The organism is Brevundimonas diminuta (genome assembly GCF_039673845.1).
Taxonomy (GTDB): domain Bacteria; phylum Pseudomonadota; class Alphaproteobacteria; order Caulobacterales; family Caulobacteraceae; genus Brevundimonas; species Brevundimonas diminuta_E.
On sequence record NZ_JBDJMK010000001.1, the window covers coordinates 276,253 to 295,452 of the forward strand.

Sequence of the window (19,200 nt, forward strand, 5' to 3'; positions counted from 1 at the left end):
CCTCCAGAAGGGTGCTAGCGGATTACTTGATCACAATGCCACGCCCCTCATCGGCGTTGCACGGTCGGCCAACCGTTCGCGACAAACAGGCGCACGACGACCGATCAACTGACGACCGGCCAGAAACTCCGCAGGCGCGTTCACGGCTTCAACCGCCCGGATCACATCGCCCGCCATATGAAACAGTGCGAAGCCGGGCGCAGTCGCGCTCCCCCGCACCACAATATCGGTGCAGCCGACAGGCACGCCCGCAATCTGTAATTTGAGATCATATTGGTCGGACCAGAACCACGGCGTCTCAGACTCCGGCGCAGGCCGTCCGGTGATGGCGGCGGCCGCCTGCCGCGCCTGCTCCAGAGCATTAGGAACGCTCTCAAGCCGCATGAGCGTCTCATAAAGCGGCATTGGACGCCGGGTCACATCACCGATAGCGTACACCGCCGGATCGCTGGTCCGTGCAGCCAGATCGACCAGAACGCCATCCTGACAGTTCAGCCCCGCGTCACGGGCCAGTTCATCATTGGGAACAGCGCCGACGCCGACCAGCACGGCATCACAGTCCAACCTTGAACCATCGGCAAGCTGAACGGCCGCAACCTGCCCATTCTCACCGACCAGGCGCTCGACTGCCGCGTCCAGAATGAACTCCACCCCCTGCTGGCGATGGTAGGCTGCAAAAAAAGTAGAAAGCGTTGTGCAGGCGACGCGGGCCAGGATGCGGCTTTCCCGCTCCACAACGACGACCTCGGCGCCTAGCGACCGCGCCGATGCCGCCGCTTCCAGACCGACATAGCCCCCGCCGATGACGACCAGTCGTTTGATGCGATGAGGCTGGCGCGCCAACACCGCTTTCAATACTTCAGCGTCGGCGGCTGTGCGCAGCGTCACGACACCGTTCAGCCCGACGCCCTCGACCGCCAGTCGCCGCGCCCGCGCACCGGTCGCCAGGATCAGGACATCATAGGACACGACATCGCCGCTCCCCAGGCTCACAGTCCTGGTCGCCCGATCAATCGCCCTGACCGATTGCGACAGGCGCACGTCGACGCCGTTGTCGCCGTACCATTCCGGCGCCTTCAATCGCAGGCTATCGCCATCCGCCTCGCCCTTGAGCCACGCCTTGGACAGAGGCGGGCGCTGGTACGGCTCCAACGGCTCATCGCCGATCAGCGTCATCGCCCCGTGGTGGCCGTATTGACGCAAAAGTGCGGCCGCCGTTCCGCCGGCATGTCCGGCTCCAACGATGACGATACGCGGGCTGTCGCTCATGGTTCTGGCTATCGCAACACTGCCTGTAGGGAACGTCAGGGGGCCAGCCGAAGCCGGCCTCCCGACTTCGGCCTCGTCAGAACTTCACGCTGGCCTGAAGGCCCAGGCTACGCGGATCGCCCCACTGCCTCAGCGTGAACAGGGTCAGGTTGATGCCCGAAACCCAGTACTCTTCATCCAGCAGGTTCTTGCCCCATAAAGAGATCTCGGCGGTCCGACCGTCTCCGATATCAATGTCGCTGAGCGAGATGCGGCCATCCAGAAGGCCATAGGCCTTGCGATAGGCCAGCGGGTCGTCGGTAATGCTGCCCGCCTGCTTGGCGCGCCAGTTATAGTTCAGGCTGGCGACGAAATCCCCGCCGGCCAACCCTGGCCAACGGTAGTCGATCCCGAGTGTATAGTTATGTTTGGGGATCAGCGGGAAGACATAGCTGTCAGTGACGTCCTGACCTGACGGCAGGATGAACTCATCATACTCTGCCTTGGTGTAGCCATAGCCGAAGTTGATCCGCAGGTTGTCGATCGGCAGCACCGTACCTTCCAATTCGACGCCCGACATATGGGCCTTGCCCGCATTGATGATCGTCGTCGTCACGAGCGCCGGAACGAAAACGCCCGCCTGGAAGTCCTTATAGTCGCTGTAATAGACAGCGGCGGACAGGTTCAGTCGACGGTCGAACCACTGGCCCTTGGTGCCGATCTCATAGGCCGTCAGCTTCTCGGGCTCATAAGGCGTCATGAAGCTGGCGTTGGTCGCGGCCACATCATTGTTGCCGCCGCTCTTGAAGCCCGTCGCCACACGGCCATACAGGTTCCAGTCGTCCGCCAGCTTCCACGACACGTTGAACTCGGGCGTGAACTCCGACCATGAACCGTCCGCCGTCAGGGGGATCAGGTCCGACGGACCGATGTTGCCCGGCCCCGGCAGGGCGCCGAGGGCCGGGCCGCCGCTTCGCGTGACAGGGTTGCCGTTGGCGTCACGCTGGAACACGCCCGAGCCCGGAGCCGCCGGATCGGCGAGGTAAGCCGAATAGGACTGGCTCAGCGAGGTCGCCTTCTTCTTGTCCTTGTTGATCCGCCCCCCCAGCGTCAGGCTCAAACGCTGTTCAAGAACTTCCGGCGTCCAGGTCAACTGACCGTATGCGGCGATCGAAGTGTTGTCCGCCCAACGCTCCTGCAGGTCGTATTTGTTGCCGCCGAACTGGAAATTCCAGCGCGGATTGAAGACGCCGTACTCTTCCTTGAAGCCAAACAATCCGAAAGTATATCGCAGCGCCCCCTTGGAACCGATCAACTGCAGTTCCTGCGACCACTGCTCGTAGTTGTTGTTCAGGGTGAAGTGCATCAGATCCACGCCCGTACCGTCGAAATCGGTCTGACTCCGGGACTTCATGTTCCGATAGGCCGAGATGGACTTGATCGTAATGTCGCCGAGGAAGGGCACAGCATCGGCGTTGTACTCGGCCGTCAGAGAATGACCTTTGACGAAGAAGTCGCTTCGATTGGCGTAGTCGTTCGCGACGCCATCGGGTCGCGTCGTGTGAATCGCGTTCTGAATGTAAGGATAGAGAGAGGCATAGGCCCCACCTGGCCCGATGGCTCCCGGCGCGCTGATCGCCAGCATGGCGGGCGAACTGCGGCTGGACGTGTCGTCATAACCATAGGCGACCTTGATGCTGTCCGTCGGCCGCCAGACGACGTCCACGCGACCGGCCTGCTGGTTCTGCTCGCCAAAGGTCGAGAAGCGTGCGCCGGGGTGCGTATTGTTAAAAAAACCGTCGCGGGTACGGCCTGCATAGGCGACCTTGATATCAAAGGCGCCGAGGCCCTGACCGATCTCGCCGATGCGCGGCAGGTCCAGCGACAGGCGCTGCTCGAACAGGTCCTCACTGCCGACGCCCAGCATGAATTTGCCGCCGAACACGCCCGACGGCTGTCGTGTCACCAGATTGACCGCACCACCGATAGTGTTCTTGCCATACAGGGTTCCCTGCGGCCCGCGCAGGACTTCAATCCGTTCCAGATCGACAGTATCGAAGGCGGCGCCAGTCGATTTGGCGATCGGCACGCCATCGATATACATGCCGACAGGCTGGTCACGGCCCAGACTGGTGTCGGCGGACGGCGCCAGGCCGCGCATCGAAATCAGCGGCCCGAAGGCGCCGCCCACCGTCTGGTTGATCTGAAGATTGGGCACATAGCCGCCAATAGCGGACACATCAGCCACGCCGGCGCGTTGCAAGGCCTCGCCGCCGAGACTGGAAACGGACAGAGGCACGTCGATCAGCCGCTCTTCACGGCGTTGAGCCGTAACGACCACATCGGCGATAGCCGTGGCCTGTTCGGACGCCGGCGCCTCCTGCGCCATGGCCATGACAGGCCAGGCGCTGGCCAGCGCAGTACCCGCCAGCAATACGGTCGCGGTGCGTTTCATGCGTCGCGTCATCTAACCCTCCCAGATCGCCGCGGCCTTTGTGGACAGTCGGCTGTTTTTATTCATTTTCATGAAGCGTAGCCGTGGATCGACAGCGAGAGGCCTCCCCTCCTCCCGCCATCAACGGCATGTCTGAACGCCTAGCCGCCGAAGCCCACAGGTTCGGCCCGCGCCAGGATACTGTCGGTGCGACGGCGGATGTTGTTATCGATCCGTTCGCTCTCGGGCAGCAGCCAGAACAACCCTCTGGCGACGCCGTCCAGAGCAAAGGCGGCGACTTCTTCAGGCTCCGTCACCGGAACGCCGCCGTTCTGCTGCGCCAGTTCGGTCATGGACTTGCCGGCCGGTTGCGGACTGGCTGGATCCACATAGTCAGCAGGCCGCGCCGAGCGCATCAGGTTCGTGTTGACCAGATGCGGCCCGGGAAACAGCAATGCCGCCTTGACCCTGGCGTCCTGCGCCTTGAGCTGATGGTGCAGAACTTCTGTCAGGCTCGTCACCGCCGCCTTCGTGGACGCGTAGACCGGAGTCCGCGCCGACGGCACGAGCCCGCCGTTGCCCGACGTGGTGTTGACGACATAGCCGTCTTCACCGCCTGCCAGCATCCGGGGGACAAAGGCGCGAATGCCGTGCACCACGCCCATGACATGGATGTTGTGACCCCATTGCCAATCCTTGAGCGCCAGGTTCCAGATCGGCTCGCGAAAGTCTCCGAGGCCGACGCCAGCGTTGTTGAACAACAGATGCACGGCGCCGTAACGGGCATAGGCCTGATCGGCCAAAGCCTCGACGGACTCCTGCTTCATTACATCGGCGACAACGCCGATGACATCGCCGCCCTTGGCCCGCAGGTCGGCCGCCGTCGTCTCCAACGCCTCGGCGTTGATGTCGCTGAGCACCACCTTGGCGCCACGCTCGACCAAGGCTTCCCCCAGAGCGCGGCCCACGCCGCTGGCGCCGCCCGTGACGACAGCGACCTTCCCCGTCAGATCACGCATCCTGAAGCGCTGCCTCGGAAGCCAGCGCGATCTCAATGCCGCCGGTCGGGTTTTCGTCGTAGCGGCCGAACCAGAAGGGTTGCAGCCACTCGCCCGGCACCTTTTCCAGGACCTCGCCGCCGGTGACGCTCCGGCCTTCCGAGTATTCCATCTTCAGCAGCTTTCGCACCGGCACGTCGATCAGCGGATCGGCGGCGGACTCGCGCAGGGTGACTTTGCCGCCCTCGACGACGTGGTGCATGTCCCAGTCGCGATCCCAGTTCAGCTGGGTCAGGAAGACGTCGCCATCGAAGCCGAAGCCGTTGTCGATTCCGGGCATCCCCTTGTAACAGAACAGGTTCTCTGTGAATTTCTTGGCGCCCAGGCTCTCGCCGATCTTGCCTTCCAGTTCAACGAAGGCGACGCCGTTGCGGGTGCAGGCGACATGCAGGCTGTCGCCGTTCTTTGTGAACTGGACATCCGCCAGCTTCTTGGGTTCGCCGAAGCGTTCACGACCGCCGATGACGACAAACTCACCGCCCATCGGCATGGCCAGGACGTACCAGCCGACCTTGCCCTTGTAGGTGGACTCCACGCCGACCGTCATGGCGGCGGAAACGACCAGCTTGTCAGGCGTCGGACGCATTTCGACATAGGAGAACTGAATCAGTATCTTGGAGGCAGCGGTCGGCTCCAGCGGCTTGGGCAGCAGGGCCGCCACGATCTCGGGATCGGTTTCATAAAAGGCGCGCAGGGTCTGCACGGTGTTGTTCAGGCCTCCGCCAGAAGCCCGTGCTTCCATCGCGGCCTTGAGTTTATTCACGTCCTGAACGTAGCGAAGCTTGGCCAACGTCGTCTCTCCCAGTCGTTTTTATGAGATGTGGACGGGAGCGGCGCCAAGGCAGCCCCTCCCGGCCGGTATCAGGCGGCGGCCTTGATGAAGCTGGCCTTCTGCGGGCCGATGCGGGCCGCGATGGCGTTCAGCGCCTTCTCATCCAGGTCGTAGACTTCCAGCGCATTGCCCGCGAACATCCTGGAGATGTCGTGTTCCGGCAGGCCGCCCAGGCTGGCGATCATCTTGGGAAGGGTGTGCGGCCAGGTGCCCTCAGGGTGCGGATAGTCGGTGCCCCACAGCACCCGGTCGATGCCGATGTTGTAATAGGACTCGGTCGTCTCTTCATCCGGCAGGGCCGAACAGCCGACCCAGATATTGCGTTTGAAGTATTCGCTCGGCTTCATCGACAGATTGGAACGGTGATCACCCAGCTTTCCGCTGGTATGCTTGACCGAGGCACGGACATCCATCAGTTCCAGCATCCATGGGAACCAGAACTCGCCTCCGGCTTCCGTGAATGTAACCTTCAGATTGGGGAACTGCTCGAACACCCCGCCGAAGATCAGCGCCGACATCGGTCGCGTCAGGTAGAAGGCGTATTCCGACAGATAAATGCCGATCCAGCCGGGCTGCGCCGTGTCATAGGCCGGGGCGGCGCCCGAGTGGAAGTTCACGGGCATGTTGTACTCTTGCAGCATGGCCCACATCCGGTGGTATTTCGGATGATTGTAGAAGTCGAAGCCTTCCATCAACGTCGGCAGAACCACGCCCTTCAGACCGTTCTCCTTGGCCCAACGGATTTCCTTGAGGTTCTCTTCCATGTCGTAAAAGGCGGGAATGATGGCCAGGCCAATGCGACGCACCGGGTCCAGCTGACAGAATTCCGCCATCCAGCGGTTATGCGCACGGGCGCCGGCCCACTGCAGATGCGCCTCTTTCAGGATGGGCCTCAGACCGATATCAGCGCCGAAGGGCGGCGCGTTCCGCTCGGTAATGCCATCCGGATACAAGACCTCGGCAGCGACCCCGTCTTCATCCAAGATCCGATTGCGGATGTCTGGGTCCCAGGCGCCCTCCATGCCTTCACCGGCAGCGGCGCGCCATTTATTGTTAAAATCGTCAAGCAGGAAGTTCTTCTCATGCTGCTCCCGCGCAGCGATTTCCTTGGCTACGCGGATATCGAATTCCGCCCGATACTGAGGATCCAGATACTCCCGGTACCGCTCCGGCGGCAAACCAGCATGACCATCAGAAGAAATTACCAGATACCGATCCACGGAACACTCCCACTTTTCTTTAGGCAGGTACAAACAGATCTGTCTGCGTGCCGATTTTTAAATCTTGATAGATCGATTATTACCCTCTGATCGTCGACAACAAGCGCGCAGGCACAGACGGTTTATCCGCATCAGGAAACAATCGACGCCCGCTCCAGGTCAGGTTCGCCGCGGCGCAGCGAAGCGTTTTTCCAGGCGTAAACCGTCAATCCAGCCATGACTGCGCTGTTCAGAACGAATGGCGCCGCAGGTGCGAACTCGTACAACAGCACTCCGATAACGGGCGTGACCACGATCGCTGCGCCGGAAAGGCTCGAAACCATTCCGGCCACCAGGCCCTGCTGCTCGGCGCCGGCCGCTAATGAAGAGCCAGCCGTAAATCCGGGCCTGCAAAAACTGAAGCCCAGGGTCAGCACGACATAACCCAATGTCAGCAGCCAGATGCCCCCGGCGAAAACCGTCAGGAGATTGCCTGCCAGCGCCAGGACCGCTCCAGCCCGTAACAGCTGCCGCGGCGACATTTTGAGCAGGGGAATAAGAATCCACTGCCCGACCAGGCCCGCGACTGCCCCCGCAGCCATGCCGATCCCGATATAGCGCTGCGCCTGCGCCGCCGGCAGGGCCATAGAGTCCATGATGACAAAGCCAAGGGTGTAGACGTTGATCGCCTGCGCGCAGGCCGACAACAGGCCGAACCACAGGTAGGGGCCGATATTCCGATCACGCCAGACCGAAAAGCCCGCCTTGGCGGCGGGATCGTTGGTCTTGCCGCGACGGGCCGCCGCCTGGGTCTGTAAGGCGGCTTCACGCTCGGCGCACAACGGGCGGTCCGAGGGGATCACCACCGCCACCGCAATCCATATCGCTGCAGCAATCAGGGCGAAAACAACCATCGGACCGGCCAAACCCAGAAAGCCGAAAACAAGCAGCGGAGACACTGCCGGCCCGATGATCGTGCCCATGCCCAGGGCTCCGGCCAGCGCTGACAACGCCGATGTACGGTCTTTCTCTGAAGTGCGCTCGGCCACATAGGCCTGACTGGAAGACGCTGTCGCCGAACCCAACAGACCAAAAACGCCACGGATCGCGGCGAAGGCCAGAAACACCACAAACGGGGGCAGCAGCGCCTGCAAACCCGCCCAGATCACCACGGCGCAGCCCAGCATTGAAAAGACAAAGCCGCCCAGCCCCAACATCATCATGGGCTTTCGGCCGCGCACATCCGACACCCTGGCCCAGTGTGGGGCGGTAATGGCCCAGAACAGGGCTGACAGCGAAAAAACAGCCGCAACCAGATGATCCGAAATACCGATCGCCCGACCGATCGCCGGCATGACGGAGATCAGCCCCAGATTTCCTACGGCCATGGCCATGGACACCACGAAGATCAGGGCGAACACGATTCCGGGCAGACCGCCTTTCTGCGTCAGGGCGGCGGCCGAAGGCGTAGCGTGTCTTTTGGACAAACGGATCTCCCGTACGGCGACTGCTTGGGTGTCGCGGGCGGACATGGCCGCCAGTCACGGAAATAGAGCCGAAGGGAGTCCCCGCGATAAGGCGCGAATGGAGACCAGAGTGTTTCGTCTGCCGCCCTATTCAAGCACCCGTCAGGATTGTCTTCGGACACAAACAATCCGTTCCTTCGGGGCCCCTTCACCCTCTCCGGCCCGTCTCATAGCGTCGTGACAGGAACCAATCTTCCCTGTTTCACGGAGTGTCACGGCGTGCTGGACAAACGGCTGGATCTGGATGGCTTCGTCGCCAGCCTGCGCGACGGAATGACGATCGGAATCGGCGGCTGGGCGACGCGACGCAAGCCCATGGCCCTGGTGCGCGCCATCGCCCGCTCGAGCCTGAAGGATTTGACGGTCGTCGGCTACGGCGGCCCGGATGTCGGCACGCTGGTCGCGTCCGGCAAGGTGAAGAAGCTGATATTCGGCTTTGTTTCTCTCGACCATTTCCCCCTTGATCCTCATTTCCGCGCCGCCCGTCAGGCGGGCGCCCTTGAGATTTTCGAACTGGACGAGGGGCTGCTGCATTGGGGGCTTCGCGCCGCCGCCATGCGCCTGCCCTTCCTGCCCGCGAACTTCGGTCTGGCCACGGACATCCCGGCACAAGGGATCAAGACGATCCGCTCGCCGTATGAGGACGGTCAGACCCTGCTGGCCATGCCGGCGATCAAGCTGGACGCCGCCCTCATGCACGTCCATCGCGCGGATCAGGCGGGGAACACCCTGATCTTCAGCCCGGATCCCTTCTTCGACGACCTGATGGCGCGCGCCGCCAATCAGGTCTTCGTCTCCACCGAGCAATTGGTCGATACGGAGGCTCTGGACCTGCCTGCCAACGCCCGTTTCCACCCGTTCGAGCGCAGCGTCGTCACCGGCGTGATCGAGGCTCCGCTGGGCGCCCACCCGACCGGCGCTTCGCCGGATTACGGCATCGATATGGATCACCTCAAAAACTACGTCGGCGCCACTTCGCCTGAGGCCTGGGCCGACTACCGCACCCGTTTCATCGAGGCTGCGCCTGACGCCTATCTCGCGGCCGTCGGCGGCGCCGACCATGTCCGCGCCCTGCCCGCGCCGATCTATTGAGGCCTGCCGACATGACTCCCTTTCCCTATACTCTGGCAGAGCTCTGCATCACCGCCGGCGCCGAGGCCTGGCGCGATGACGGCGAGGTTCTGGCGACCGGCATCACCCTGATGCCGCGTCTGGCGGCAGGGTTGGCCAAGCTGACGGTCAACCCGGCCCTGATGCTGACCGACGGTGAAAACCACTTCGTCTCGGAACCCGTGCCTGCCGGCCCCCGCAATGGCTATGCGCCCAAGGTCGAAGGATGGATGCCCTTCGCCCGCACCTTCGACAATCTGTGGGGCGGCAAGCGTCACGCCATGGTCGTGCCCACCCAGATCGACCGTTTCGGTCAGACCAATATTTCAGTCATCGGCGACCATGCCCGGCCCAAGGCCGCCCTGTTGGGCGCACGCGGCTATCCGGGTAACTCGATCAGCCACCCGAACAGCTATTTCGTGCCGGTTCACAACACCCGCGCCTTCGTGGCGGGAGAAGTCGATTACGTCTGTGGCGTTGGTTACAATCCCGCCCGCTGGCCCGACGGAAGGAAGCCTGCCGGACTGGACCTTCGGCTGGTGATCACCAACCTCGCCGTGCTGGATTTCAACGGCGCCGACAAGGCGATGCGGATCCGTTCCCTGCACCCCGGCGTCGCCTTCGAAGAGGTTCAGGACAATACGGGCTTCGCCCTGGAACGGCCTGACGCCATCCCCGAAACCGCAGCTCCGACCGCAGAGCAGTTGGCGATCATCCGCGATCGGCTGGACCCGCACAATCTGCGCGCCTCTCTGTTCAAGGGCGACCCGGCCGGCGATCGCCGCCTGCAGGACGCCGCCTGATCATGAGCGACCTCGTCCCCCCGCAAGATGTCGAAATCATCTACGAAACCGAGACGCCCGTCTCCTATGCGGTCGAGGGGCCGGTCGCCTGGATCACCATGAACCGCCCGGCGTTCCACAACGCCCAGAACTCGCAGATGACCTATGCGCTGGACGACGCCTTCCGCCGCGCCGTCGACGACGATGCGGTCAAGGTCATCGTCCTGCGCGGGGCGGGCAAGCATTTCTCGGCGGGCCACGACATCGGCACGCCGGGCCGCGACCTGCACAGGAGTTTTGAGCGTCGCCACCTGACCTATGACCACGTCAACAAGCCGGGCGCGGAGCTGCTCTACGCCCGCGAGCACGAGGTCTATCTGGGCATGTGCCGCCGCTGGCGCGACATCCCCAAGCCGACCATCGCCATGGTTCAGGGCGCCTGCATCGCCGGCGGCCTGATGCTGGCCTGGGTCTGCGACCTGATCGTGGCCTCAGACGACGCATACTTCCAAGACCCGGTCGTGCGGATGGGCATCCCCGGCGTCGAGTATTTCGCCCACGCCTTCGAGATGCACCCGCGCATCGCCAAGGAGTTCCTGTTCCTGGGCGAGCGGATGCCCGCCGCCCGCGCCTATGAGCTGGGCATGGTCAACCGCATGGTCGCCCGTGATCAACTGGAGGACCAGACCCGCGCCATCGCCGAGAAGATCGCTCTTATGCCGCGTCTGGGACTGTCGCTGACCAAGCAGGCCGTGAACCACGTCGAGGATTTGAACGGCAAGCGCTCGGCGATGGACGCCGTCTTCCACATGCACCACTTCGCCCACGCTCAGAACGATCTCGTCAGCGGGCACAGTCTGGGCGGGCTGGACGGCAAGGCCATGGCGGCCGCCAACAGGCGTGCTGACGAGGCCAAGACATGACCCTCGACACCGAACTGACCGCCCGTCTCGGCTGCCGTTATCCCATCATCCAGACGGCCATGGGCTGGATCGCCACACCGAAACTGGTCGCCGCCGCCAGCGAGGCGGGGGCCTTCGGCTTCCTCGGCGCGGCGGTGATGCGGCCCGATGAACTGCGTCAGGCCGTCAGCCAGCTGAAGACCCTGACCAGCAAGCCCTTCGGCGTGAACTTCCACATGTTCCAGCCGGGCGCCGCCGAGATCGTCGAGATCATCCTGGCCGAGCGCGATCAGGTCCGCGCCGTCAGCTTCGGGCGCGGCCCGGATAAGACGATCATCGCCCGCTTCCGCGATGCGGGCATTGTCTGCATCCCCACCGTCGGCGCGCTGAAGCACGCCCGCAAGATGGTCGAACTGGGCTGCGACATGCTCACGGTTCAGGGCGGCGAAGGCGGCGGCCATACCGGATCGGTCGCCACCACCGTTCTGCTGCCTCAGGTTCTGGACGCCGTGAACGTGCCCGTCGTAGCGGCGGGCGGCTTCAGCGACGGGCGCGGCCTGGCCGCCGCCCTCGCCTACGGCGCCGCCGGGATTGCCATGGGCACCCGCTTCCTGATGACCGCCGAAAGCCCTGTGCCCGGCGTCACCAAGGCCCACTACGTCAAGGCCGGTCCTGACGACATTCTGGTCTCGACCAAGGTCGACGGCCTGCCCCAGCGCATGATCCGCAATCGCCGCCTGGCCCGCATCGAAAGCGCCGGCCCCCTCTCCATGTGGCTACGTGCGCTGGAAAGCGCCCTGATGATGAAGCGCGCGACAGGAGCCACCGCCTCCGAGCTGCTGGCGGCAGCCCGCGCCATGACAGGCCACGGCGGCCTGACGCTTGCCCAGGCCATGATGGCCGCCAGCGCGCCGATGTTGATCCAACGCGCCGTCGTCGAGGGCCAACCCGATGAGGGCCTGATGGCTACGGGCCAGGTGGCTGGACGCCTCGATAACCTGCCGACCTGCCACGCCCTGATCAAACAGATCGTCATTCAGGCTCGCGCGCGGCTGGAGGCTGTGGCCAGCCCGCTGACGAACGCTGCCTAACGGGAACAAGAGATGCCCATCCGCACCGACATCACAGATCGCATCGGCGAGATCATCCTCGACCACCCGCCGGTCAATGCGCTGGATTCCACGCTGTGGAACGCCCTGCCCGGCATCATCTCCGACGTCGGCGACCGCGAGGACGTGCGATGCGTCCTGATCAGGGCCGAAGGACGCGGCTTCTGCGGCGGCGTCGACATCAAGGAGATGCAGGCCCACCCCGAGCGGATCGTAGTTCTGAACCGGGGCAACTACCTGACCTTCAAGGCCGTGCGCGACTGCCCGGTCCCGGTCGTGGTCGCCGCTCACGGCTTCGTCATCGGCGGCGGCATCGGCATCTGCGGCGCCGCTGACACCGTCATCGCTTCGGACGATTGCTATTTCTCCCTGCCCGAGATCGACCGGGGCGCCATGGGGGGAGCCTCGCACCTGTCGCGGATGCTGCCGCTGCATGTGGTGCGCGCCGCCTTCTTCACCGGCGGCAGGATCACGGCCCAGGACGCCTGGCGTCTGGGCGGGGTCGAGAAGCTGGTTCCGCGCGATCAGCTGCACGCCGAGGCCCGCGCCTTCGCCGCCGTCATCGCCGCCAAGAGCCGCACCGCCCTGGTTCTGGCCAAGCAGGCGCTGAACGGGCTGGAGCCGCGCGACGTCGACCACGGCTACCGCTTCGAACAGGGCTTCACCCTGGAAATGTACATGCACGCGGACAGCCAGGCGTCCCGCGACGCCTTCGTTCACGACAACAAGACCGCCCAGTTCTGAAGGCCCGCCCGTGAACCTGAGTTACACCCCCGAACAGACGGCCTTCCGGCATGAGGTGCGCGCGTGGATGGCCGCGCATGTGCCCGCCCGGCCGCTGCCCTCGTTTGACACCGCCGAAGGCTTCGAGGCTCACCGCGAGTGGGAGCGCACCCTGCACCGCGGCGATTTCGGCATGGTCACCTGGCCCCAGGCCTACGGCGGCCGTGGCCTGGACCTGATCCAGTGGCTGATCTTCGAGGAGGAATACTACCGCGCGGGCGCCCCCGGCCGGGTCAACCAGAACGGCATCTTCCTGCTGGGTCCCACCCTGATGGAGTTCGGCACGCACGAACAGAAAGCGCGCTTTCTGCCCGCCATGGCCGCCGGGGATGAAATCTGGGCCCAGGCCTGGTCAGAGCCACAGGCGGGCAGCGATCTGGCCGCCGTGGCCGCGACCGCCGTGCGCGACGGCGACGACTATGTGCTGAACGGCCACAAGATCTGGTCGTCGCGCGCCGTCTTCGCTGACTGGGCCTTCGTCCTGGTCCGCACCGAGGCGGGGTCGTCGCGGCACAAGGGCCTGTCCCTGCTGCTGATGGACCTGAAGACGCCGGGCGTCCGCGTCCAGCCCATCCCGCAGATCGACGGTGAGGCGGGCTTCGCCGAAATCTTCCTGGAGAACGCCCGCGTGCCCGTCGCCAACCGCCTGGGCGACGAGGGCCAGGGCTGGCACGTCTGCATGGCCACCGCCGGGTTCGAGCGCGGCCTGATGCTGCGCAGCCCGGCCCGCTATCAGGAGGCCGCCCGGCGGTTGGCCGCCCTCTATCGCCGCCATGAAACCGAAGTCGACCCGGCGTTGGGGCGAGATGTGGCTCAGGCCTGGATGAACGCTCAGGCCTATGCCCTGTCGATCTATTCGACAGCCTGCCGCCTGACGGCGGGCGGCTCGATCGGGGCCGAGGCCAGTTGCAACAAGATCTTCTGGTCCGAGATGGACATCGCCCTGCATCAGACGGCGCTGGCCATCCTGGGTCCCCGCGCCGAACTGCTGGAGAGCCATGAAACAGGCGACTGGCTGGGCGGCTACCTCTTCTCTCTGGCCGGACCGATCTACGCCGGGTCGAACGAGATCCAGCGCAACATCATCGCCGAGCGCCTGCTCGGCCTGCCGAGGGGCTGATCATGGATTTCGCCTTCTCCGAAGAACAACAGGCCATCGCAGAAGTCGTCCGCAACCTTCTGCGGGCCGAATGCACCGGCGCTCATCTGCGCCGCTTGATGGCCAGCGGCGACGCGCGCGATGAAAAGCGCTGGCGTCAGATTGTGGATCTGGGTCTGAACGGCGTTCTGGTCCAGGAAGCCAAAGGCGGCCTGGGTCTGGACGAGACCGACTTCGTTCTGATCGCCCAGGCTTGCGGCGCCGCCGCCCTGCCGGAACCTCTCGTCGAACTGGCTGGCGTGATCCTGCCGCTGCTGGCGGCGGTCGACCATCCGCGCGCGAGCGAATGGTTGGACAAGGCGTTGACGGGCGAAGCGACCATGGCGTTCGCACATCCGGCGCAACCCTTCGTCGCCGACGCAGACACGGCCGACGCCATGCTGCTGGTCCACGACGACGCCCTGCATCTGGTCGAGCGGTCGGCGGTTGAACTGATCGCCCAGCCCAGCATCGACCCCTTCCGACGCCTTTCCCGCGTGATCTGGACGCCATCCGCCGACACCCGGATCGCCGACGCGGCTACAGCCGCCCCTCTGCTGGCGAACGCCTTCGAGCGCGGCGCGATCTTCGCCGCCGCACAGTGCATCGGTCTGGCCGAGCGCAGCGTCGAACTAGCCGTAGACTACGCCAAGGAGCGCACCCAATTCGGCAAGCCCATCGGCGTCAATCAAGCGGTGAAACACCTGTTGTCGACCGCCCAGGTGAAGATCGAGTTCGCCCGCCCGGTCGTCTTCGCCGCCGCCGCCGAACGCAGCGCAGACAACGCCCTGTCCCGCGCCCGCGCCTCGCACGCCAAGCTGGCGGCCGCCGAGGCCGCCTCCCTGGCGGCCCGCACCGCCATCCAGGTGCATGGGGCCATGGGATACTCGTGGGAGGTGGACGTCCACTTCCTGCTGAAGCGCAGCCTCGCCCTGGCCGGGGCCTGGGGCGACGAAAGCTTCCATCGAGCGCGGGTCAAGGCCTGCGCCCTCTCCTCTCCCGATACCGACCACAGCTTCGCCTGGGCCGCCCAGAAGGAAAACGCCGCCCATGCCGCATGAGGCCTATATCATCGACGCTGTCCGCACGCCGATCGGACGCAAGAAGGGCGGTCTGGCCCACGTCCATTCGGCCGATCTGGGCGCTCACGTCCTGTTCGCCCTGATGGCCCGCACAGGCATCGACCCTGCTGCAGTCGAGGATGTCGTCTTCGGCTGTTGCGACACGATCGGCCCGCAGGCTGGCGATATCGCCCGCTCCTGTTGGCTGGCGGCGGGACTGCCCCAACATGTCCCTGGCGTGACCATCGACCGCCAGTGCGGATCCGCCCAGCAGGCGGTGCACTTCGCCGCACAGGGCGTGATGAGCGGAACCCAGGATCTGGTCATCGCCGGCGGCGTGCAGAACATGAACGCCATCCCGATTTCAGCCGCCATGCTGGCCGGCCAGGCCTATGGTTTCGACGACCCTTTCACAGGCTCGACCGGCTGGCAGTCGCGCTATGGCGATCAGGAGGTCAGCCAGTTCCGCTCGGCTGAGATGATCGCCGAAAAATGGAACATCAGCCGCGCGCAGATGGAGCAGTTCGCACTGGAAAGCCATCAGCGCGCCCTCGAAGCGGGCGCCGCCGGACGGTTCGATCATGAGATCGTCGCCCTGGAAGGCGTGAAGCACGACGAAACACCGCGTCAGACCTCGCTGGAAAAAATGGCGACGCTCGAACCCTTGACGGCCGGGGGGCGGATCACCGCCGCCGTCGCCAGCCAAACCGCTGACGGCGCCGCCGCCCTGCTGCTGGCGTCGCCTCAAGCGGTCAAGGATCATGGCCTGCTGCCCCGCGCGCGCATTCATCACCTGTCCGTACGGGCCGATGACCCCGTATGGATGCTGACGGCGCCGATCCCCGCCACGCGTCATGCCCTGAAGAAGACCGGCCTTCAGGTCGAGGACATCGACCTGTTCGAGTGCAATGAAGCCTTCGCCTCGGTCGCACTGGCCTGGATGCAGGACCTCGGGATTCCGCGTGATCGGGTCAACGTCAACGGCGGCGCTATCGCCCTAGGCCACCCGCTTGGGGCCACGGGCGCTCGCATCATGACCACGCTGTTGAACGAACTGGAACGCCGTGGCGGCCGCTACGCCCTGCAGACCATGTGCGAAGGCGGCGGTCAGGCCAACGTCACCATCATCGAACGTCTGTGAGGAAAGCGTCCATGTTCGGGATCTGTGAAGGCCGCGTGGTCATCGTCACCGGCGCTGGCGGAGGGCTGGGCCGCGCCTACGCCCTGGCCCTGGCGGCGGAAGGCGCCAAGGTCGTGGTGAATGACCTGGGAGTCGGCACGCACGGCGAGGCCGGTCAGACGGTCGGCGCAGCTCAGGCTGTAGTGGATGAGATCGTCGCTGCAGGCGGCAAGGCAGTCGCCAACACCGATGACGTCGCCGATGTCGAAGGCGGCCGCCGTATCGTCCAGACGGCGCTCGACGCATTCGGCGACCTGCACGCCCTGGTCAATAACGCCGGTTTCGTGCGCGACCGGATGTTCGTGTCCTGCACGCCGGATGAGTGGGACGCCGTGCTGCGCGTCCATCTGCGCGGCCATTTCTGCGTCAGTCGCGCCGCCGTCGACCACTGGCGCGCCAAACACAAACAGGGACGCAATCCCGACGCCAGGATCATCAACACCTCTTCCGGCGCCGGACTACAGGGCTCGATTGGACAGAGCGCCTATTCGGCGGCGAAAGGCGGCATCGCCAGCCTGACCCTGGTTCAGGCCGCCGAACTCGGGCGCTATGGCATCACTGCCAACGCGCTTGCCCCGGCGGCGCGCACGCGGATGACCGAGACCGCCTTCGCCGAGGCCATGCAGGCGCCCGAGAGCGGTTTCGACGCCAACGACCCGGCGAATGTCGCCCCCACCGTCGTCTGGCTGGCCAGCGTCCTGTCCCATGGCGTGACGGGACAGGTTTTCGAACTGCAGGGCGGCCGCATCATGCTGTCCGAAGGATGGCGGAACGGTCCCGGCGCTGAACAGGAAAAGCGCTGGCGGCCGTCCGAAGTCGACGCCGTAGTGCGCGAGTTGCTGTCCCGTCGCACGCCGGCGCAAGCCGTCCATGGCGCGAGCTGACAGTGAGGCGCACATGAACATCACCCTGAGCGAAGAACAACTGGCCATCGCCGAAAGCGCCCGCGCCTTTCTGGACGAGCACGGCAGCTCGGCCCGCCTGCGCGCCGCCATCGAATCTCCTGAAGGCTGGGACGCCGGACAGTGGCGCGCCATGGCCCATGAGATGGGTTGGCTGGGCGTCGCCGCGCCCGAGCGCTTCGGCGGCAGCGACCTCGGCTTGGTGGAGCTGGCCATCCTGCACGAAGAGGTCGGGCGCACCCTGACGGCGCCCCTGCTGTTTCCCACGCTCGGCCTGGCTCTTCCCGCCCTGATGTCGGCGGGTTGCGAAGCGCGTCAGGCGGAATATCTGCCGCGCCTGATCGACGGCGATATCCGCGCCGCGGTCTGCCTGACCGGAGCGTCAGGCGCGCCCGTCCCGGCGGATGTCGCTATCCGTCTGGAAGCTGACGAGAAAGGCTGGCGGCTCGATGGCGCGGCCGAATTCGTTCTCATGGGACATGCCGCCAATCTGCTGGTTGTCGTCGCCCGGACAGAGGGGTCAAAGGGCTGGGACGGGCTCAGCCTGCTGACCATGGCGGCCGACACGCCCGGGATCATCGTCGAGCGCCTTACAAGCCTGGACCTGACCCGGCCGTTCAGTCGTGTGCGTTTTGATCAGGTCCGCGTCAGCGACGACGCCCTTCTGGGCGCGCCCGGTCAGGCCGCCGACGCCGTGCGCCGAATGCTGGCGATCGGCGCTGTCATGCTGGCTGCCGAACAATTGGGCGGAGCCGAACGCTCGCTGGAAATCACGACCGACTACGCCAAGCAGCGCGTTCAGTTCGGGCGCGTCATCGGCTCTTTCCAGGCCATCAAACACAAGCTGGCCGACATGATGCTGGCGGTCGAGTCGGCCCGATCGGCGCTGTCTTACGCCGTGCGCCTGCTGGATACGCCTGACGCCATGGAAGAGGCCGCCGCAACGGCGAGCGCAGCCTGCTCCGAAGCCTTTTTGCAATGTGCAGGCGACGCCATCCAGATTCACGGCGGCATCGGCTTCACCTGGGAGCACGACGCCCACCTCTACTTCAAGCGCGCCCGCGCCAGCGCCGCCCTGTTTGGCGGTCCCGCCCATCACTACGAAACCATCGCCCGCCTGATCGGTCTGGACGACAGCCCGGAAGCCTCAGCATGACCCCCTCTGCCCCGCCCTATCCGGTCGCCCGCAACCTGTTGCAGGACAAGACCGCCGTGATCACGGCCGCTGCAGGCACGGGCATCGGATTTTCCGTCGCCAAACGCTTCGCCGAGGAAGGCGCGCAGATTCTGATCAGCGACCTGCACGAGCGGCGTCTCAATGAGGCCGCCGACGCCATTGAGATCGCCGTCGGTCGACGCCCTGCGACGCTGCTGTGCAACGTCACCGTCGAGACCGAGGTTCAGGCCCTGGCCGCCCATGCGGTCGAGGTGCTGGGTCGCGTCGACATTCTGGTCAACAATGCAGGACTGGGCGGCTCGACCGCCGTTGTCGACATGACGGATGATGAATGGGGCCGCGTCATGGACGTCACCCTGACCAGCGTCTTCCGCATGAGCCGCGCCTTCCTGCCGATCATGTACGCACAAGGCTCCGGCGCCGTGGTCAACAACGCCTCGGTGCTGGGCTGGCGGGCGCAGAAGCTTCAGGCCCACTACGCCGCCGCCAAGGCCGGGGTCATGGCCTTCACCCGCTGCTCGGCGCTGGAAGCCGCCGAGCATGGGGTTCGCGTCAACGCCGTCGCCCCCTCCATCGCCATGCACGCCTTCCTGGCCAAGGTGACGACGCCGGAACTGCTGGAAGCCCTGGCGGCGCAGGAGGCGTTCGGCCGTCCTGCCGAGGTCTGGGAAGTGGCCAACGCCATGCTGTTCCTGGCCTCGGACCTGTCGTCCTACATGACCGGCGAAGTGCTGTCGGTCTCCAGCCAGCGGGCCTGAG

General features: G+C 65.0%; 17 protein-coding genes. 11 read left to right on the top strand and 6 right to left on the bottom strand.

Annotated features, from left to right (window positions below; genetic code table 11):
* Positions 1 to 30: 30 nt before the first annotated feature.
* From ABE454_RS01425 to ABE454_RS01450, 6 genes are all read right to left on the bottom strand, one after another.
* Positions 31 to 1,269, bottom strand: a complete 1,239-nt coding sequence (locus tag ABE454_RS01425; protein ID WP_346528284.1) for an NAD(P)/FAD-dependent oxidoreductase — start codon at positions 1,267 to 1,269, stop codon at positions 31 to 33.
* A 76-nt stretch (positions 1,270 to 1,345) separates the two neighbouring features.
* Positions 1,346 to 3,703 (bottom strand): TonB-dependent receptor, encoded by a 2,358-nt coding sequence (locus ABE454_RS01430; protein WP_346528287.1) that lies wholly within the window; start codon positions 3,701 to 3,703, stop codon positions 1,346 to 1,348.
* A 140-nt stretch (positions 3,704 to 3,843) separates the two neighbouring features.
* Positions 3,844 to 4,701 (bottom strand): SDR family NAD(P)-dependent oxidoreductase, encoded by an 858-nt coding sequence (locus ABE454_RS01435; RefSeq protein WP_346528289.1) that lies wholly within the window; start codon positions 4,699 to 4,701, stop codon positions 3,844 to 3,846.
* A complete protein-coding gene (locus tag ABE454_RS01440; RefSeq protein WP_346528291.1) occupies positions 4,694 to 5,530 on the bottom strand; it encodes an acetoacetate decarboxylase family protein in 837 nt (278 codons plus the stop codon). The genes ABE454_RS01435 and ABE454_RS01440 overlap by 8 nt, the downstream gene beginning before the upstream one ends.
* Before the next feature lie 71 nt (positions 5,531 to 5,601).
* The gene (locus ABE454_RS01445) at positions 5,602 to 6,792 is read right to left on the bottom strand and encodes an amidohydrolase family protein (protein WP_346528294.1); all 1,191 of its coding nucleotides are present in this window, start codon (positions 6,790 to 6,792) and stop codon (positions 5,602 to 5,604) included.
* Between the two features lie 131 nt (positions 6,793 to 6,923).
* Positions 6,924 to 8,303: an MFS transporter gene (locus tag ABE454_RS01450; RefSeq protein WP_346528297.1), complete on the bottom strand. Its 1,380-nt coding sequence runs from the start codon at positions 8,301 to 8,303 to the stop codon at positions 6,924 to 6,926.
* Positions 8,304 to 8,516: 213 nt separating this feature from the next.
* Between ABE454_RS01450 and ABE454_RS01455 the strand changes: the two genes are divergently transcribed.
* From ABE454_RS01455 to ABE454_RS01505, 11 genes are read left to right on the top strand one after another with little or no spacing between them, the layout of a single operon-like run.
* Positions 8,517 to 9,389: a CoA transferase subunit A gene (locus tag ABE454_RS01455; protein WP_346528300.1), complete on the top strand. Its 873-nt coding sequence runs from the start codon at positions 8,517 to 8,519 to the stop codon at positions 9,387 to 9,389.
* Between the two features lie 11 nt (positions 9,390 to 9,400).
* Positions 9,401 to 10,210, top strand: coding sequence for a CoA-transferase subunit beta (locus tag ABE454_RS01460; protein ID WP_346528303.1), 810 nt, complete (start codon positions 9,401 to 9,403; stop codon positions 10,208 to 10,210).
* A gap of 2 nt (positions 10,211 to 10,212) precedes the next feature.
* The gene (locus ABE454_RS01465; RefSeq protein WP_346528305.1) at positions 10,213 to 11,112 is read left to right on the top strand and encodes an enoyl-CoA hydratase; all 900 of its coding nucleotides are present in this window, start codon (positions 10,213 to 10,215) and stop codon (positions 11,110 to 11,112) included.
* Positions 11,109 to 12,182, top strand: a complete 1,074-nt coding sequence (locus tag ABE454_RS01470; protein ID WP_346528307.1) for an NAD(P)H-dependent flavin oxidoreductase — start codon at positions 11,109 to 11,111, stop codon at positions 12,180 to 12,182. Before ABE454_RS01465 ends, ABE454_RS01470 begins: the two co-directional genes overlap by 4 nt.
* 12 nt (positions 12,183 to 12,194) lie before the next feature.
* Positions 12,195 to 12,944, top strand: coding sequence for an enoyl-CoA hydratase family protein (locus ABE454_RS01475; protein WP_346528309.1), 750 nt, complete (start codon positions 12,195 to 12,197; stop codon positions 12,942 to 12,944).
* 10 nt (positions 12,945 to 12,954) lie between these two features.
* Positions 12,955 to 14,103 (top strand): acyl-CoA dehydrogenase family protein, encoded by a 1,149-nt coding sequence (locus ABE454_RS01480; protein ID WP_346528311.1) that lies wholly within the window; start codon positions 12,955 to 12,957, stop codon positions 14,101 to 14,103.
* Positions 14,104 to 14,105: 2 nt separating this feature from the next.
* Positions 14,106 to 15,182 (top strand): acyl-CoA dehydrogenase family protein, encoded by a 1,077-nt coding sequence (locus ABE454_RS01485; RefSeq protein WP_346528313.1) that lies wholly within the window; start codon positions 14,106 to 14,108, stop codon positions 15,180 to 15,182.
* Positions 15,172 to 16,323: an acetyl-CoA C-acetyltransferase gene (locus ABE454_RS01490; RefSeq protein WP_346528314.1), complete on the top strand. Its 1,152-nt coding sequence runs from the start codon at positions 15,172 to 15,174 to the stop codon at positions 16,321 to 16,323. Before ABE454_RS01485 ends, ABE454_RS01490 begins: the two co-directional genes overlap by 11 nt.
* Before the next feature lie 11 nt (positions 16,324 to 16,334).
* Positions 16,335 to 17,246, top strand: a complete 912-nt coding sequence (locus tag ABE454_RS01495) for an SDR family oxidoreductase (RefSeq protein ID WP_346528317.1) — start codon at positions 16,335 to 16,337, stop codon at positions 17,244 to 17,246.
* A 13-nt stretch (positions 17,247 to 17,259) separates the two neighbouring features.
* Positions 17,260 to 18,420 carry an acyl-CoA dehydrogenase family protein gene (locus ABE454_RS01500; protein WP_346528319.1) on the top strand — a complete coding sequence of 387 codons (1,161 nt, stop codon included), beginning with the start codon at positions 17,260 to 17,262 and terminating at the stop codon, positions 18,418 to 18,420.
* Positions 18,417 to 19,199 carry an SDR family oxidoreductase gene (locus ABE454_RS01505; protein ID WP_346528321.1) on the top strand — a complete coding sequence of 261 codons (783 nt, stop codon included), beginning with the start codon at positions 18,417 to 18,419 and terminating at the stop codon, positions 19,197 to 19,199. The genes ABE454_RS01500 and ABE454_RS01505 overlap by 4 nt, the downstream gene beginning before the upstream one ends.
* Position 19,200 lies beyond the last annotated feature (1 nt).

What these genes read in the sequence shown, in the direction of transcription:
- ABE454_RS01450 (WP_346528297.1), bottom strand. Translation starts at nt 8,303, where the DNA reads ATGTCCGCCCGCGACACCCAAGCAGTCGCCGTACGGGAGATCCGTTTG.
- ABE454_RS01490 (WP_346528314.1), top strand. Translation starts at nt 15,172, where the DNA reads ATGCCGCATGAGGCCTATATCATCGACGCTGTCCGCACGCCGATCGGA.
- ABE454_RS01475 (WP_346528309.1), top strand. Translation starts at nt 12,195, where the DNA reads ATGCCCATCCGCACCGACATCACAGATCGCATCGGCGAGATCATCCTC.
- ABE454_RS01425 (WP_346528284.1), bottom strand. Translation starts at nt 1,269, where the DNA reads ATGAGCGACAGCCCGCGTATCGTCATCGTTGGAGCCGGACATGCCGGC.
- ABE454_RS01430 (WP_346528287.1), bottom strand. Translation starts at nt 3,703, where the DNA reads ATGAAACGCACCGCGACCGTATTGCTGGCGGGTACTGCGCTGGCCAGC.
- ABE454_RS01495 (WP_346528317.1), top strand. Translation starts at nt 16,335, where the DNA reads ATGTTCGGGATCTGTGAAGGCCGCGTGGTCATCGTCACCGGCGCTGGC.
- ABE454_RS01505 (WP_346528321.1), top strand. Translation starts at nt 18,417, where the DNA reads ATGACCCCCTCTGCCCCGCCCTATCCGGTCGCCCGCAACCTGTTGCAG.
- ABE454_RS01460 (WP_346528303.1), top strand. Translation starts at nt 9,401, where the DNA reads ATGACTCCCTTTCCCTATACTCTGGCAGAGCTCTGCATCACCGCCGGC.
- ABE454_RS01470 (WP_346528307.1), top strand. Translation starts at nt 11,109, where the DNA reads ATGACCCTCGACACCGAACTGACCGCCCGTCTCGGCTGCCGTTATCCC.
- ABE454_RS01465 (WP_346528305.1), top strand. Translation starts at nt 10,213, where the DNA reads ATGAGCGACCTCGTCCCCCCGCAAGATGTCGAAATCATCTACGAAACC.
- ABE454_RS01500 (WP_346528319.1), top strand. Translation starts at nt 17,260, where the DNA reads ATGAACATCACCCTGAGCGAAGAACAACTGGCCATCGCCGAAAGCGCC.
- ABE454_RS01485 (WP_346528313.1), top strand. Translation starts at nt 14,106, where the DNA reads ATGGATTTCGCCTTCTCCGAAGAACAACAGGCCATCGCAGAAGTCGTC.
- ABE454_RS01435 (WP_346528289.1), bottom strand. Translation starts at nt 4,701, where the DNA reads ATGCGTGATCTGACGGGGAAGGTCGCTGTCGTCACGGGCGGCGCCAGC.